Source organism: Pedobacter superstes (assembly GCF_037622515.1).
Taxonomy (GTDB): Bacteria; Bacteroidota; Bacteroidia; order Sphingobacteriales; family Sphingobacteriaceae; genus Paradesertivirga; species Paradesertivirga superstes.
The window spans coordinates 104,442-121,227 of record NZ_JBBJCN010000001.1 but is presented as its reverse complement, the minus strand read 5'-3'; the positions used below and the strand labels follow the sequence as shown (position 1 = coordinate 121,227).

Sequence of the window (16,786 nt, the reverse complement as noted above, 5' to 3'; positions counted from 1 at the left end):
ATTTACGCGATGCAACATATCCCCTGAGGGGAGAGTTTACCTGATTACAAGGGATAGGGTACATTAGTTCTGCGATTCGATGGATTCATTTAATTATTTTATAGATAAATATCGAGCATTTTTCTCCAGGATTTAGCGTTATGAGCCACTCCGTTCCAGACAAAAAGCCGGTTGTTTATACCTTTAGCCGATAATTCTTCGCTTAGCGATTTATTGTTTTCATAAAATGGGTCATCATTACCAACCGCCAATACGATTTCAAGCCTGCTTAACGCCAATAAATCGTGTTCGGAAATATTGTTAATGTACTGCGAGGGCATATTAAAGTAAATAGTTTCATCCCAGTAACCTTCCAGTAAATCATTATAATAGCTCAGCTTTTTTGTTAAATCATACCTGCCGCTCATCGCCACCACTTTATTGAAATATTGAGGATATTTAAATGAAAAGTTTACAGCATGATAGGCCCCTAAGCTACATCCGGCGGCTATCATAAATGACCATGGATTTTTATAATGTATTAACGGTAATACTTCGTTTAATATGTATCGCTCGTACTGAAGATGCCTGGCCATTTTTTGATCGGGGAAAGTGTATTCATTATAAAAGCTTTCTGCATCTATACTGTCAACGCAGTAAACCTGTAAAAAACCCTGTTCAATCTTATGTTCAAGCGTTTCAATTAAATGCCAGTCTTCATATTCGTAAAAACGACCGGTACGTGGAGGGAAAAATAGTACAGTTGCTCCACTATGGCCGAAAACCAAAAGCTCCATGTCTTTTTCAAGAGCAGGACTATACCATTTGTGATATTCTCTGTTCATCGGGTATCTTCTACCTGTACTACTTAATTATGATCTGAAATTTTTGACAGGATTATTTGCTTCCATAATTCAAAACCTGCTGCGTTTAAATGCAAATCATCGTGATCAAGATATTCTTTTTTAGGATAACCGTTTTTATCAATCATTTTGTGGAAAATGTTGATATACTTCCAGTTATTATGCATTTTAGTAATTTCACTTTCGATTAGAAAGTTGGTGAACTTTAAACTTTCAATGATATTCCATCTGGTAAAACTAGGTTTTATAGAAATGAAATAGCACGGGATATCGCCATAACGATCTTGTATTTTAGCAACCAGCTGCTGGAAATATATAAACACTTCCTCAGGATGTCTTCCGTCTCCAAGGTCATTATCACCGGCATAAATTATTATTGAAGTAGGATGATAAGATGCGAAGACCCGATCAAAAAACCATACGCATGACGCAAGCGTAGAGCCTCCAAAACCCAGGTTGACAGGTTTGTAAGGTTGGAAATCCTCATATAATGTTTCCCATAATCTGATTGTGGAGCTGCCGTAAAAAGCCATCTCCGGACGGTATTTCAGATTTTTTCCCTGTTTTTCAAGGTGTTTAATTTCTTCTTCGTACCAAATCATGATTTTTGTAAACTATTTACAATATAAACTATTTTATCTTCAATCTGCTTTTTAAACAGTGATTAAAGCCAAAAATAGACACAAAAGAAAAAGTATGTCCTGAGAAAATTGTTTTAATGATATTCTCTATGTGGCGATCCGGATAATAAACATGTGAGAACAGCAGAATAAATCGTTTAAGGTAGTGTATTAGCCGTACCTTTGCCTTTTAATAAAAAATATAATGATTAAAACGGCACTGGATAACCTAAAGATAAGTAGTCTTAACGAGATGCAGCATGTTTCACTTAATGCCGCAAAGGATAGAGATATTGTTCTGTTATCACCAACAGGGTCGGGAAAAACACTTGGTTTTTTGCTGCCGGTTTTAAGTACATTAGAACATGAGGTTTCTGGTGTTCAGGCGCTTGTCATCGTTCCTTCCCGTGAGCTTGCTTTGCAAATTGAACAGGTTTTCAGAAACATGGCAACCGGATATAAGGTAAATTGCTGTTATGGGGGGCATAATACTAAAATTGAAAAGAATAACCTGTCACAGCCGCCGGCAATACTGATCGGAACTCCAGGCAGGCTTGCTTTTCATATTCGTAATGAAAGTTTTAAAACCGCTCATGTAAATACGCTTGTTCTTGATGAGTTTGATAAAGCACTTGAATTTGGCTTCCAGGATGATATGGCTTTTATTATCAAGAACCTGCCCAATTTAAAAAAACGAATACTTACTTCTGCTACCCATATGCAGGAAATCCCTGATTTTACAGGGGTGAAAAATCCTCTTGAAATTAATTTCTTGATGATCAGTACTTCTGCTAAGGATCTGCAATTGAAGGCCGTGCAATCTAAAGCGGCTGATAAACTTGAAACATTATTTTCTTTGATTTGCAAAATAGGGGGAAAGCCCACCCTTGTATTTTGTAATCATCGCGAAGCGGTGGAGCGAATTAGTGACCTTTTATATGAAAAAGGGTTAACCCATGATATTTTTCACGGTGGAATGGAACAGGAAGACAGGGAACGGGCTGTTTTAAAATTTAGAAATGGAAGCCATAATTTATTAATTACCACAGATTTGGCCTCAAGGGGCTTGGATATTCCGGAAATTGAATATGTTATTCACTATCAGCTTCCTCATAACGAGCAGGCTTTCCTTCATCGTAACGGAAGAACCGCCAGAATGCATGCCAAAGGTACCTCATATCTGATATTATCCGAAGACGAAAGCCTCCCTTATCTGAAGGATAAACCTGAAATTGAGGAATTACCAACTAAAAATACTATCCCAAAACCTGCTGAGTGGGCGACAGTTTATATCGCTGCAGGCAAAAAGGATAAAATTAATAAAGTTGATATAGTTGGCTTGCTTCTTCAAAAAGGAAAACTGGCGAAAGATGATCTGGGATTAATTGAGGTGCTGGATCATACTTCTTACGCAGCGGTTAAACGAAACCAAATTGAAAATGTGCTGCGTTCTATAAAAGATGAGAGGATTAAAAATAAGAAAGTTAAAATTGAAATAGCACGCTAGAATATTTGATAAACCAGCCGGTTGTTCCTGTATCTGCAAAAAAGTGTTCAGAGCTTTCTGTCGTAATAAGTTTTGATAAAGTGTTTGTTGAACTTCCGACCCTAAGTTTCAATCTATCAGTATTTCCATCTTCCGAATAAATTGGATGCCTGTCATTTAAGTGTTCCGTCCGGCCAGGATGCAATAGGCCATGACTGCACTAATTGACGGACGAGGTTTCATTCAGAAGGGGGTAATTAGTTTAAATCTAACCAAAGGGTAAGCTGAATTTCTGAAACTAAAAAATAAAAGGCAGGAAACAAATTGCTTGAGCGATATTATCTCCCCTTCCAAATAAACAAGAAATCTTTTATAAGATTTAGAAATGAACGGATAGTTCCTTCTAGAACAGGATAAAACCTGTCTTCTTATAAACTAACACATTCACTATGAATAAGGTGAGCTCAACTGGAATACCGACAACATATAAAAGTCTTCTGATTGTTTGTTTTTGAATCATTTCATGCTGGCCGTTTACCATAACACTAATTACATCTGCGGATACTTCAATCGTCGCAAGGCCAAAAATCAGGCTGAATAATATTAGTTTCAAACTGTTAAAAATTATGCAGTGGGTATCGGAATACGTTAATTATCAATAATAGGAAGGATCGATTTATCTGACCTCCAAAATTTCATCAAAAGCTTAAGAAAAAGCTGTTGCAAAGATAAGGCTTGACCTTAAATTCCAATAATTTTCTTGTAATTAACTGACAGGCAAATGTTTGTCAATTTATTTTATTGAATGGGGAATAAAATGTCTGCCGAGGTCTTATTTCTTTTTTTATGAAATTTGCAAAATTCTCTCCCGGGCAATATTTTAATTATAAGCTGACACATGTAAATGTATTATTTATATAGATCTTGTAAAGTATTGATTTTTATTAATGTATGAAAAATGTTTGACATTGTGTCAGTAGGCCTGTAAGCCGTTTGTTATATTCATAATCAGTAGCGGATTGAGAAGGGCATGTCAAAGTTCATTCCCCGAGGACCATTTAAATTCATCAGAAACCTGTACACCACATGTTAGTTTGATAAAGCCGATTAGGATAATGGATTAACTTGTGTATGGAGTATTCGTATATATTTAGGTATATTTAAGTTTACGATTTATAAGGACGGTGCTGCCTACTAATCGCAGGCCTAACCAAATAATAAGAAACCTGGCTATTCAGTTTTACGTATAAAGGGCTCCGGTAGATATTTTTTAAAAAGTATACTTTAAGCTTTTTCACTATGAAGGCATTTACCTATTTCTATCATAATTATTTTTATAAAATCGGGGCAATAATAATTTTTTCTTCGGCAATTATTATCGGACTCAACTATTACTCGATCAAAATACTATCATCAATTAGGGCTTATGTTAATGGTGAGTCAGAGTTTTCTAAGGCGCAGAAAAATGCCACCAGATATCTCATCGATTTTATCCAAACCTCAGATATGGCATCCTATAGGTTATTTAAAGAAGAAATTTCTGTACCTATCGGAGTAAGGGTGGCTAAAGAAGCCTTACAAACCGGCAAACCTGATTCGGTAGTAAGAAAGGCTGTTTTACAGGGTCGAAATCATCCGGACGATATTGCGAACCTGATCTGGCTTTTTAAAAATTTTAAAAACTTTCCATATTTCAGCAAAGTAACTAATGAATGGGTAGCAGCTGATCATGATATTCAGGAGTTGGAGAAAATGGGAAATTTCATTCATGATCTTAAAAGCAAGCAGTTGGATCCTGCTGTAAAGGTGGCTATGATACTGAATGTAAATACCATTAACCGGAGGTTAACCTATAATCAGCAAAATTTTTCAATGCTTTTAGGAGAAGTATCCCGGGTTATTACAAACTGGTTAATCTTTATCAATGTTTTTTTTATACTTTTTATATTGATGACGGCCGGCGCGTTTGCACGGAATATGTTCCAGCAACTTTTATTATCAAGAAAAGAGGTTATAGCACAAAGTACTATAAAGACTGAATTTATGTGTATAGCTTCTCACGAATTAAAAACACCTATTACAAGTATGAAAGCTTCATTGCAGATTCTTGAGCGATTTGCAAAAGAGTCTGGTGAGCTTAATAAAATGCACCCTTTTATTGTTAATGCAAATAAACAGGTGAGCCGCTTAACTAATTTAGTTAAAGATTTATTGGATGTTACAAAAATTCAAAACGGCAAGCTTGAAATAAATAAAGCCCCATTTCTCTTAAATCAACTTATAAAAGATGTGGTTGATGAAACAACGCAGCAGTCACAGCACAGGGTAATAATGAGTGAGATGCCTGAAGTATATGTAGATGCAGATGCGACGAGAATTTACCAGGTAGTAGATAATTTCTTATCCAATGCCGCCAAATATTCAGCGGCAACAGAATCAATAGAGGTTTGTTCAGAAATAGACGATGGAAATATCAAAGTGTTTGTAAAGGATTCAGGTCCGGGTATACCGGAAGAAAAATTACCCTTTTTGTTTGATCGTTTTTACAGAATAGCAGAAACTAAACAAACCGTACAGGGTTTAGGCCTGGGATTATATATCTGTAAGGAGATCATAAAAAATCATGGCGGAGCTATAGGTGCTAATAGCAAAATCGGTAATGGAAGTGTGTTTTGGTTTAGTTTGCCTCTATATTCTGCTTTTCAGACGCCTGATTTAAATATGAACTTCCCGTCGTTGCAATAAATTCGCTCTCAAGGTTGAGTATTAATTAAAATTCTTAATGGAAAATAGCTTCCCCCTGATCTTTGCAGAGTGAAGCTGTTTTTTTAATAATTAGCAGAAGCCTTGATTCCAATTATTGTCCTGATCTTAAGGATTTGTAGACCAGATAGAAGCCTCTTTAATAAAAACCCTACGGTTCAGTTTTAATTGAGAAATTATCATTTCAGCAAAATCTTCGGGTTGCATTACTTTTTCGGGGTTACCATCTGTAAGATTTAAATCAAATGCTAAAGGAGTTGCAACCGTGCTGGGAGTTAATGTAGTTACTCGTATGTTATGTTTTCTAACTTCCTGCATTAAGGATTCACTCAATCCGATTAACGCAAATTTTGATGCGCTATAGGCGCTGGTTTGCGCTGCTCCACGTAATCCTGCAGTGGATGAAATATTGACAATATCGCCCGTTCTTCTTTCAATCATTGAGGGTAAAACAGCCCGGGTTGCATAATATACGCCAAACAAATTTACCCTGATTATTTTTTCCCATTCTTCCGGAGATAATTCCAGAAATGTTCCAAAAGCTGCGATACCTGCATTGTTGATTAAAATGTCAATCTCTCCCAGAGATTCAATAGTACTTTCAATCGCATTGTTAACAGACTTTATATCGGCTATATCTGCTACTACAATAATAGCTTTAACACCTTCATTTTCTACTTCGTCTGCAACGGATTGCAAGTCAGATGCTGTTCTTGCCAACAGGGCAACGTTAACTCCTTCTTTTGCAAGAGCAATAGCAACTGCTTTTCCAATACCTTTACCGGCTCCGGTTACTAAGGCATTTTTACCACTTAATGATTCCATTTTTTGTTTTATGGATAAACCCAAAAAAAACAGATAAGTGTTTGGCTTCAGATTACTTTACCCTTATCTGACTTTGTGCTTTCTAATGAATATACCTTTAACCAATCTGCATTTACATTTTTCAATTTAAACATGTGGAATAGTAATGCTTTGGAAAGGTGTATACCGGCATGTCCGGTACCTCTGAAAAGAATGACAGCGTCAAATGAAAATTATTGAGGCGAAATTTTTAATAAAGAGTTTCAACTGTGAGGTGAAATCAAACATTGTGTAACGGTTGTATGAATATGTTTTTCATCAAAGTAATATTATGTACTTTTCAATCCATAAACTTTCTTCACCTTTATGTTTTCAATTACTTAAATGGGACGGCTATTTTCTTTGTGTTTTAAAGCTAATATCCAAACAGCAGTTTCCCGGTATACTAAAATTAAAATAATCTACTATACTATCTATGTCCTCAAGACTTCTTATTATCCTAGGTTTACTTTTTTCGGGTAATTTATTCTCACAAACAGCTCCAGCTTCCGCAAAACAAACTCTGTTTTTTGAAAAAGTTTATTTGCATTTAGACAGGGCCGTTTTTTATGCCGGCGAAGATATTTGGTTCAAAGCATATCTTTTAAATGCGCAGGGAAACCAGCTTATATCTACGAGTAATAATTTATATGTAGAACTTATAGATCCAAACGCGGTAATTACTGAAAGAAAAGTTATTCGGCTTGATAATGGCCTGGGAAAAGGGGATTTTGAATTGGGCGACTCAATTTCGCCGGGGATCTATAAAGTAAGGGCCTATACAAAATGGATGCTGAATTTTGGAGATAACTTTATTTTTGAAAAGAAAATTACTGTGAGTGGTTTGGAGGGACTTACGACAAAATCTTTAAAAACGTCTGCCAAAACAGAAACGGCGTCTGCTGCAATCTTCGCTAAAGAAACAATACGGTTTTTCCCTGAAGGAGGGTCAATGATCGAAGGAGTTACCGGAGTTATTGCATTTAAAGCTGAATCGGCATCGGGTAAAGGAATAAAGGCTAGTGGAAGTATCTTATCTTCTAAAGGAGATACTATTTCTGTTTTTGAAAGTGGAGATAATGGTTTTGGGTCCTTTATGCTGAAGCCTGAAGCAGGTGAGAAATATCAGGTTAAGGCTAAATTTGAAAATAAACGACCATTTAATTCCTCAATCCCTGAATTTCTATCCCAGGGATTTTCGCTGCATTTAATTCCGGACTCTGTAAAAACTACAGTAGTTATAAGTACGAATGAGGCGACCCTCAATAGGTTTAAAGGTAAGGAGCTTGAAATTAAAGCCAGGCATGCAGGAATTCCTTACTTCAGTAAAAAAATTGATCTCCAGTCTTTAATAACAAAAGTTATTATTCCGAACACAAATCTCCCGGAAGGCATTGCTTCGGTTACCCTTACGGATGATCAGCTTCGACCGCACTGCGAACGGCTGGTATTTATTAAGCGGGGATTTGCTAATGATAAAGTAGAACTAACTGTTAATAAAACCATATATCGATCTAAAGAGCGGGTAACTTTGAAAATCAAAACAACTAATGTTGCAAATATGCCCATTAAGGCAAATTTGTCATTAGCCGTGGTTGATGCAGGTATTGTCCCGGAAACAGAAGGGAATATAGTTTCTTATATTAACCTCGAGTCAGAACTGCGCGGAAATATTGAGAATCCACAGGCTTATTTTGATTCAAAAAATTCTTCACGCTTTAAACAATTAGACTTGCTACTTATGACACAAGGCTGGAGAGATTTTGTATGGAAACGCATCAAAGACACTACTTTAACTGTAAGTCATTTAAACGAAACAGGATTTACAATATCGGGGCAAGTAAGAGATAAGTCCGGTAAGTCGCCATTGATGGGTTCAAATGTAACTTTGTTTGCTTCAGGAGTGAAAGGACAAAAATTAATAGGCACAACAACCGATAAATCGGGAAAATATTATTTTGATAATATCAATTTGGAGGGAAATCAAAATATTAAATTGGTTTCAGCTGATAGTAAAGCAAGGAAAACCGGTATGCTTTTTTTAGATTCGCTTTATTCAAAACCTTATCCTGTAAAACCCTTTGGGTCAAAATCTCCTGAATCCGCACAGCTTGCCGCCTTCAAAAAGGAGATGGCGTCAAGAATCGATGAAATGAAAAAATTTGATTTGTCTGATACCATCCTCTTAAACGAAGTAGCTGTTAAAAGTAAAAACAGTGTCGATTTATTTGGTCAGCGGGTAACTTCTTTTGGATATCCGGATCAAAATTTTACTATTACAGATAAAGATGATAAGGACTACAACAGCCTTCGACATTATTTGATAACAAACGTTAACGGAGCAAGTCCTGATGATAATATGGACAGAAATGGAGTGGTTTTCAGGGCCAATGGAAAACCGCATTTTCCGATTTTCATGATTGACCGGAGAGAAGATGCATTTGATCGTATGGATTACTACGATCTCCAGATGAAGGACATTCAAAAGGTGGTTGTAAGGCATATGGTTGGAATGTCTCAAAGTCAAATCGATTCCACGACATCAATGAGTACTTTATCAGGAATTTCGGATGTTTTTTTGATCTACCTTACTTTAAAGCCATCTGCATATTCAAAGAAAGAGCCAAGTATATTGAATACATACGTGAATGGTTATTATCAGGCCCGAATGTTTTACGAACCAGCAAACCCTCAAACCCAGCTTTCATCAAAGAAAGATGTTAGAACAACCATTCATTGGCAACCTTCTGTGATAACTGCGGAGAATGGAGAGGCTGTTATTACTTATTATAATGCAGATCCTAAAACCAAAGTAAGAGTGGTGGTAGAAGGTGTAAATGACAAAGGAATTCCGGTTTCAGGGAATCTTATTTATGAAGTAAGGTAAATTTTTCATTGTGAAGGATATTTTCTGTCTGATAGTATCATTGGTAATTGCTCCTGGTTTATTTGCTCAAACCAGTGATAGGGTTATTTATGAAAAAGTTTACCTCCATACAGACAGAGATTATTATACCGACGGTGAAGATATTTTGTTTAAAGCATATATAGTTGATGCCCGGTCTAATACATTTATTGACCTAAGTAATAATTTGTATGTAGAGCTTATTTCACCTGACGCCAAAATCTCCGGCCGGATAGTCATAAGAACTGATAATGGTTATGGAAAAGGAAGTTTTACATTGAAGGATTCGGTCCCAACGGGAAAATATCGCATCAGAGCGTATACTAACCGGATGAAGAATTTTGAAGATAGCTTCGTTTTCCAAAAGCTTATCAATGTTTATGGCAGTTCTAAAACACAGCCAGTGAAAAAGCCCAGCGCTTTGGTTTCCGTTTCCCAACCTCAGCAAACCGTATTGCCTGTAAATGCAACGTCAAAGAATCGCTTGACGTTTTTTCCGGAAGCAGGATCCTTGATTGAGAACGTAGCCAGTGTAGTTGCCTTCAAATCTGAAAATGAGAAAGGAGAAGGTTTAGCGCTCAAAGGGGTAATCGTTACATCCCAAGGCGATAGTATTGCTGAGATCTCATGCAATAGTTCAGGTTTTGGCCGGTTGTTTTTCAAGCCTTTGCCCGGCTTGACCTACACTGCCCAGGGTGCTTTTTCCAATGACGAAAAATTTAAAATTCCTGTACCGAAAGCACAAGCAAATGGAATTACTTTTTCAGTCAGAAATACCGATTCCATTCTTAAAGTATTTATCAGTACTAACGAGATTACATTTCCACAAATAAAAGACACCGATTTACTTATAGTATGTCGCCAGAAAAATGAGAGCAAGCTTGTTTTAAAGAAGAAGGTTACAAATTCCCGGATGTTGGTAGAAATTCCTCACAGCAAGTTTCTTCCGGGTATAGTTACCATAACCGTTTATGATAATAAATTTAAGCCGCAGGCAGAGCGATTGGTTTTTATTCCCGGTAATGAGTACAAACTGGAAATTAAATCTGATAAACAAGAATACAGTGCTAAGGAAAAAGTTAATGTAAGATTGAAATTAACTGACATTAATAATCAACCACTTAAAGCAAATTTATCATTCTCAGCAATTGATGGTAAATTGATACCTCAGGGAATAGAAAATATCGCAACCTACCTGATGCTTCAATCTGAAATAAAAGGAGAAATCGATTCTATTGCTAAGTATTTGGACCCAACGAATAAGGAACGCTATAAACAGTTGGATGTACTGTTAATGACTCAGGGCTGGAGAGATTTTGTTTGGAAAAACAATGCTGGATCGGGCGGTAAGCCTTTTTTTAGCCCGGAAAAAGGTTTTACTGTATCTGGACGAGTACGGCAGCTTAAAAACGATATTCCGATGCCGGGGATGAATATTACCTTAATGGCCAGTCAGGCGCTGGGAAATAAATTATTCACTGCCGTAACAGATTCTTCAGGACGGTTTTATATTGACCGCGTTTTCATCCCCCAGTCGAGCATGATAAGATTAACTTCAGTGGATAAAAAAGGAAAGAAGAGCGGATGGATCATACTGGATTCTCTCTACACAGAACCATTACCTGTCGTGTCTGATTTTTCAACCTCAGACACTTTAAATGATTCAATAGTACAGGCCCTCATTCATCGTGGGTTTATGATAAAGGAAGCAAAACTGGCAGATACTATAACTTTAAAAGAAGTACTTGTTAAAGGTACAGCAAACGTTAAGTTATTTGATCAGGTGCTTACTCCTTCCGGATATGAGGATAAAAGCTTTATTATTACAGAACAGGATGCGAGAGCCTATAGAAATTTACGGCATTTTTTATTAACTAAAGTTGAGGGTGCAAGTCCGGATACTTCTTATCGAAATGGTGTGATTTTTAACTTTCAGGGCAGGGGGCACTATCCTAAATTTATAATTGACAGAAATGAGGATACTTTTGATCAGTTGTTTTATTACGATTTATATATAGAGGATATTAATAAGATCGTGATTAAACAGATGGTTGGCATAGGAAACGGTTCCAACTCTACCTCTTCCGGTCCCGTATACCTTATATATCTTACCTTAAAGCCCTCAGCCTATGGCAGAGAGGAACTAAGCGTACTGAATGCATCTGTAACTGGTTATTCGCAGGACAAAGTTTTTTATTCACCTGCTTACCCCGATAACTCAAATTCTACCATTCGCGACCTTAGAACTACCCTCCATTGGGAACCTATTATTACTACGAATAAGGATGGAGAAGCGTTTGTTCATTTCTATAATGATGATATAAAATCCAAAATAAAGATAGTAGTTGAGGGTATTACTGAAAAAGGAATTCCTGTTGTAGGAAGTGTTAATTATGAAATCGATTGATGATTTATCAGTTGAATGCCCGTTTCATAAGCTTTATTACTTAATAGATCCCAGGCATTTTTGCAGGCTTCTTCTAATGAAGTTTCATCCCCCTTTATCGAATACGCAGAGCTGATGTTCAACTGCCTCATTTGATCTCCTGTTAAATTTAATTTCCCGCAAAAAGCAATTAAAGGTTTTTTTAGTTTTTTGCATAGTTCACCAAGTCCGGAAATTACTTTTCCGTTTAAACTTTGATCATCTATAGATCCTTCTCCGGTTATCACCAGGTCAGCTTCGTTTATATGGAATTCGGCATTGCTTAAATTCATAACCAAATCAATGCCGCTGGTTAAATTAGTGTTTAAGAACGCAATACAACCTGCTGCCAAACCGCCTGCTGCACCCGAGCCTTCAATACGGCTAATATCTTTGCCAAAATGTTTTTTCATGATCTCATTGAAATGAATCATTCCCGCTTCAAGTTCTTCAATCTCCAGTTCTGTTGCGCCCTTTTGCTTCGCGTAAATCCTGGCAGCACCATTTTTTCCTGTTAGCGGATTTTTAACATCGCAGGCGATTTCGAATTTTATATTTTTTAGATCAATAATCTCAGAGCTGTTAATATGTTCGATCAGTAACAAGTTTTTTCCTGTAGGTTTTAATTCGTTCCCATTTTTATCCAGAAAACGATAGCCTAAAGCGGTAGCCATGCCTGTTCCGCAATCGTTCGTTGCGCTGCCGCCTATTCCAATAACTATTTTTTTAACATTTAGAAGTATTGCTTCTTTAATTAATTCTCCGGTACCTACAGTTGAAGTATTCATACAATCATATTCCTCGGGGTTTAATAATAGAAGGCCCGATGCTTTAGCCATTTCTATAAAAGCTGTCTGGCCATCATCCGAAATCAGAAGTGAGCTTTTTACCGCTCGAAATAAGGGATCTGAAATCCTAACAGAATGTGTCTTTGAGGGTATGTAATAGTTAATGATTTCGGATAAACCATCTCCGCCATCTGCCAGTGGCAAAATTTTAATTTTAAATTTTTCTGATGCCTGCATTAATCCGTTCTGAATGGCTGTGCAAGCTTCAAAGCTGTTTAGAGAATGTTTAAACTTATCAGGAGCGATTAAAATTTTCATTTTCAATACTTTATTACATTTACCACGGTAAATATTATCTTTTTGCCAAGATTTATCTGTATGCAAGCTTAAAAAATCAGAAATCTGTTGTATTTTTCCTGCGATTTCCAAATTAATAAATGCCAGAGGATAAAATAATACCAGAGTTGTATGTAGTAGGAGCAGGGCCAGGCGATCCGGAGTTAATTACAGTAAAGGCTCTTAAGGTATTACAGAAATGTAAAGTCCTGTTATATGATAATCTTGCAAATAGTGAATTGCTGAACTTTACTTCTGCAGATTGTGAAAAAATTTATGTAGGTAAGCATCCTTATGGAGAATATACGCCTCAGGAAACTATTCATGAAATGATTAAAGAAAAAGCTTTTGCTAAAGGCATGGTTGTGCGTCTGAAAGGAGGTGATCCATTTATCTTTGGCAGAGGATTTGAAGAAGTGCTCTATGCAAAAGAGCACGGAATTGCCACATATTATATTCCCGGTATTACAAGTATGCAAGCAGCCGGATTTGATAATATACCACTTACCCATCGAAACATAAGCGAAGGCATCTGGGTTCTTACGGGAACTAAAAAGGATGGCGGTTTATCTTCAGATTTACGTCTTGCCATGCAAAGTAATGCAACGGTTGTTATTTATATGGGGATGAAGAAGGTTCATGAAATTGCTCAGACCTACATTGCTGAAGGTATGGGTCAAATTCCTGCCGCCATAATTCAGCATGCCACATTGGCTAAACAAAAATCTGCAATCGGCAAAGTTCAGGATTTACCTTTAATGGCCGAAACCGCTAAACTTACTCATCCGGCAATAATTATTATTGGTGAGGTTGTTGGAATAGGAAGGTAGCAGACTATTGTATTAAAATTCGTTTCCCTGGAATTTACAGTTTTTCAGGCTTCATGCCGAGTTGAGAAAATAACTTTCGTTTTTTAATAAAATATTCCCATACAATACTTCCTGTAAAAATACCTGTCGAATTAAAGTGCAAACCATTGCTTAATCTTTTCTTTTTGTTTTTAGAAAAGTCCTTAAAAAAGGCGACATGAGCTTTATTGATAGCTTTTGCGTGCTGGAATTTCCCTTCAAATATGAGTTTCAGTAAGGATATAAAATCCAGCCAAAATCGTATAAATAAAATGGAGAATACGCTCCCTGGTGCCAGGTTCTTTAATAGCATGGCCAGGTTATTTCTAAAATTTAAATAGGTTTTAAAGGGATTTTCAGATTGAAGGGTGCCGCCGCCTATATGAAAAACAGTAGATGTCGGGCAATATATAATTTTGTAGCCAAGATTCTTTAACCTCCAGCAAAGGTCAATTTCTTCCATATGCGCAAAAAAATCGGCGTCTAGGCCAGAAACTTTTTCCCAGCAAGCCCTTTTTATAAATAAAGCAGCCCCGCTCGCCCAGAATATTTCGGAAACTAGTTCATATTGCCCCTTATCCGTTTCGAGCGTATCAAAAATCCGTCCTCTGCAAAACGGATATCCGAATTTATCTATATAGCCACCTGCAGCTCCGGCGTATTCAAATAAGATCTTATCGTTCCAGTCTTTTAATTTAGGCTGGGCCACAGCAATCATCTCGTCGCTTTCCATCAGTTCAATAACTGGTTCGATCCATCCTGCAGTAACTTCTACATCAGAGTTTAGAAGAACATAGTAATCTGCATTAACCTGCGACAGGGCAGCATTGTATCCGCCAGCGAATCCAAGATTTTCTTTATTAAGAATAATCCTTACCTGAGGAAAATTTTGATGTATAAAATCCACAGAATCATCAATAGAAGCATTGTCAGCAACTATAATCTCGACGTTAGGATATGTTGAGCCTAGTAACGATGGTAAAAATTTTTCCAGATAATATTTACCGTTCCAGTTAAGAATTACCACCGAAACTTTTGGGAAGATCTGCATTCTATACTAAATGTTTATTTTAGAGGGGCTTGTTTTTAAAACTCCGTTTGCATGTGGGCTTTTTATTTTAATTTCGGCCAACCGGATTACAAACATAGTACATACAATGCATAAAGGCGCAATACTCCCCTTATTATACCTGCCACCGATTGAATATTTTCATGAACTTTCAAAACACGCAGATCGGATAATTATTGAGCAGTTTGAACACTTCCCCAAGCAAACCTATCGTAACAGGGCCTCTATTCATTCGGCAAACGGTAAATTGGATCTTATCGTGCCTGTATTAAGAGGTGAAAAAGTTCATACCCAAATAAGGGATGTAAAGATCAGCTATGATTTCGACTGGCAGCGCCTTCATTGGTTAAGCTTGCAAACATCTTATAGAAGCTCAGCATTTTTCGAGTTTTATGAAAACGAATTTGCACCCTTTTATGAAAAGAGATACGATTTTCTATTTGATTACAACGAGGGACTATTTAACTTGTTACTCAAATTATTGAAGCTGGATGTTAAGTATACTTTTAACCAGGCATATGAAAAAAGGTATTCCGATTTAGAAGACTTCAGAAATACAATCCATCCTAAAATACCTTCAAGTTATCAAACTAAACCTTATTTTCAGGTTTTTGAAGATAGAAATGGCTATATGCCTAACCTAAGTATAGTAGATTTGTTATTTAACCAGGGCCCGAAAAGTGTACAGTATTTCCAAAGCAACACGTAAGTTCAGAAGAATCACCATAAAAAAATCCAAAAGAACCATGCCCCCTCCGGGCACAACTCCAGGATCTTTAAAAGTTAGTGAAGATGCGCTGCCACCAAAAATCCGTGTTTATACTTTTTCTAAAAGTTTTTTTCTTCAAACTGAAATAAAAGAGTTTAATGATCTTTTAAAGATTCTGGAAGAACATCCTGATGAAATACACTGGGTGGATGTAAAGGGCTTAGGCGATACTCAGTTATTGAAAAACATCCAGGACAGATTCGGAGTCAGCGCTCTGGTCCTTGAGGATATAATTCATACTCATCAGCGCCCAAAGCTCGAAGAATTTGATGATTATTTATTTGCAACCAGCAGAATGATAACCCTGGATGATGAAATGCAGGTCGATAATGAACAGGTTTCGTTTATTCTGACAAAACAAGTATTATTTACCTTTCAGGAGCATTATACAGATTGCATGGATCCGGTACGGGGACGTTTAAAAGAAGGGAAGGGAAATATCAGAATTAGCGGCACCTCGTATGTTATGTATTCCCTCATGGATATTATCCTTGATAATTATTTCTTCTTAATGAATCGCTTTGGCGATGAACTGGATACACTTGAAGAACGACTTTATAGAAGACCCGATAAATCCATAACTTTTGAAGCACAGCAAATTAAACGGGCTTTTATAACCGTGCGCAGGGCTTCCTGGCCAGAAAGGGATAAAATAAATGATATGCTAAGAAGCTCATCGCCATTAATTACCGACCATACTAAGCTGTTTTTGAAGGATATTTACGACCATTCTATGCAAATTATTGATCTGGTAGAAAGCTATAAAGAGATAACCAACAGTTTAATTGATTTACATCTTTCTTTTCTCAGCAACAGAACAAATGATGTTATGAAGGTCCTGACTATTATGTCGTCTATATTTATTCCATTAACCTTCATAGCCGGAGTTTATGGCATGAATTTCTCATATTCCGATCCTGAAACAGGTAAAATTCTCCACAAGAACATGCCTGAACTGTATGCTGAAAATGGATATCTATATACCCTCATAGGAATGGGCATAATAGCTTTACTTCAAATAATGTTTTTTTGGCGAAAAGGCTGGTTCAGATAATTATCAATTTGTTAAATCTATATTAAAATACCTTTTCT

At 36.7% G+C, this 16,786-nt stretch carries 13 protein-coding genes and 1 pseudogene; 7 read left to right on the top strand and 7 right to left on the bottom strand.

Annotated features, from left to right (window positions below; genetic code table 11):
• Positions 1 to 98: 98 nt before the first annotated feature.
• Positions 99 to 824: an esterase family protein gene (locus WG906_RS00630; RefSeq protein WP_339990576.1), complete on the bottom strand. Its 726-nt coding sequence runs from the start codon at positions 822 to 824 to the stop codon at positions 99 to 101.
• A 23-nt stretch (positions 825 to 847) separates the two neighbouring features.
• The gene (locus WG906_RS00625; protein ID WP_339990575.1) at positions 848 to 1,444 is read right to left on the bottom strand and encodes a GDSL-type esterase/lipase family protein; all 597 of its coding nucleotides are present in this window, start codon (positions 1,442 to 1,444) and stop codon (positions 848 to 850) included.
• Between the two features lie 223 nt (positions 1,445 to 1,667).
• Between WG906_RS00625 and WG906_RS00620 the strand changes: the two genes are divergently transcribed.
• Complete coding sequence (locus WG906_RS00620) at positions 1,668 to 2,969, top strand: DEAD/DEAH box helicase (protein WP_339990574.1); 1,302 nt, start codon at positions 1,668 to 1,670, stop codon at positions 2,967 to 2,969.
• A 152-nt stretch (positions 2,970 to 3,121) separates the two neighbouring features.
• On the opposite strand, the pseudogene WG906_RS19365 reads toward WG906_RS00620, so the two are convergent.
• A pseudogene (locus WG906_RS19365) lies at positions 3,122 to 3,172 on the bottom strand (RIFT barrel domain-containing protein); the annotation flags it as partial.
• Positions 3,173 to 3,351: 179 nt separating this feature from the next.
• On the bottom strand, positions 3,352 to 3,561 hold the full coding sequence (locus tag WG906_RS00615) for a hypothetical protein (RefSeq protein WP_339990573.1): 210 nt from the start codon (positions 3,559 to 3,561) through the stop codon (positions 3,352 to 3,354).
• A gap of 686 nt (positions 3,562 to 4,247) precedes the next feature.
• Between WG906_RS00615 and WG906_RS00610 the strand changes: the two genes are divergently transcribed.
• Positions 4,248 to 5,693 (top strand): sensor histidine kinase, encoded by a 1,446-nt coding sequence (locus tag WG906_RS00610; RefSeq protein ID WP_339990572.1) that lies wholly within the window; start codon positions 4,248 to 4,250, stop codon positions 5,691 to 5,693.
• Positions 5,694 to 5,819: 126 nt separating this feature from the next.
• Here WG906_RS00610 and WG906_RS00605 read toward each other — a convergent pair whose 3' ends face one another.
• Positions 5,820 to 6,536: a 3-ketoacyl-ACP reductase gene (locus WG906_RS00605; protein WP_339990571.1), complete on the bottom strand. Its 717-nt coding sequence runs from the start codon at positions 6,534 to 6,536 to the stop codon at positions 5,820 to 5,822.
• Between the two features lie 454 nt (positions 6,537 to 6,990).
• Here WG906_RS00605 and WG906_RS00600 point away from each other — a divergent pair, with 454 nt between their 5' ends.
• Entirely contained in the window at positions 6,991 to 9,441 is a 2,451-nt protein-coding gene (locus WG906_RS00600) for a hypothetical protein (protein WP_339990570.1), read from the top strand.
• Between the two features lie 10 nt (positions 9,442 to 9,451).
• Positions 9,452 to 11,866, top strand: a complete 2,415-nt coding sequence (locus tag WG906_RS00595) for an MG2 domain-containing protein (RefSeq protein WP_339990569.1) — start codon at positions 9,452 to 9,454, stop codon at positions 11,864 to 11,866.
• On the opposite strand, the gene WG906_RS00590 is transcribed toward WG906_RS00595, so the two are convergent.
• Positions 11,851 to 12,990, bottom strand: a complete 1,140-nt coding sequence (locus tag WG906_RS00590) for a glycerate kinase (RefSeq protein WP_339990568.1) — start codon at positions 12,988 to 12,990, stop codon at positions 11,851 to 11,853. The two genes, WG906_RS00595 and WG906_RS00590, sit on opposite strands and share 16 nt — an antisense overlap.
• 119 nt (positions 12,991 to 13,109) lie before the next feature.
• Here WG906_RS00590 and cobA point away from each other — a divergent pair, with 119 nt between their 5' ends.
• Positions 13,110 to 13,838, top strand: a complete 729-nt coding sequence (gene cobA / locus WG906_RS00585) for a uroporphyrinogen-III C-methyltransferase (protein ID WP_339990567.1) — start codon at positions 13,110 to 13,112, stop codon at positions 13,836 to 13,838.
• A gap of 34 nt (positions 13,839 to 13,872) precedes the next feature.
• On the opposite strand, the gene WG906_RS00580 is transcribed toward cobA, so the two are convergent.
• Positions 13,873 to 14,907: a glycosyltransferase family 2 protein gene (locus WG906_RS00580; RefSeq protein ID WP_339990566.1), complete on the bottom strand. Its 1,035-nt coding sequence runs from the start codon at positions 14,905 to 14,907 to the stop codon at positions 13,873 to 13,875.
• 106 nt (positions 14,908 to 15,013) lie between these two features.
• Between WG906_RS00580 and WG906_RS00575 the strand changes: the two genes are divergently transcribed.
• Together WG906_RS00575 and corA are read left to right on the top strand one after the other, a co-directional pair.
• Positions 15,014 to 15,634: a WbqC family protein gene (locus WG906_RS00575; RefSeq protein ID WP_339990565.1), complete on the top strand. Its 621-nt coding sequence runs from the start codon at positions 15,014 to 15,016 to the stop codon at positions 15,632 to 15,634.
• A complete protein-coding gene (gene corA / locus WG906_RS00570; protein ID WP_339990564.1) occupies positions 15,606 to 16,748 on the top strand; it encodes a magnesium/cobalt transporter CorA in 1,143 nt (380 codons plus the stop codon). The genes WG906_RS00575 and corA overlap by 29 nt, the downstream gene beginning before the upstream one ends.
• Positions 16,749 to 16,786 lie beyond the last annotated feature (38 nt).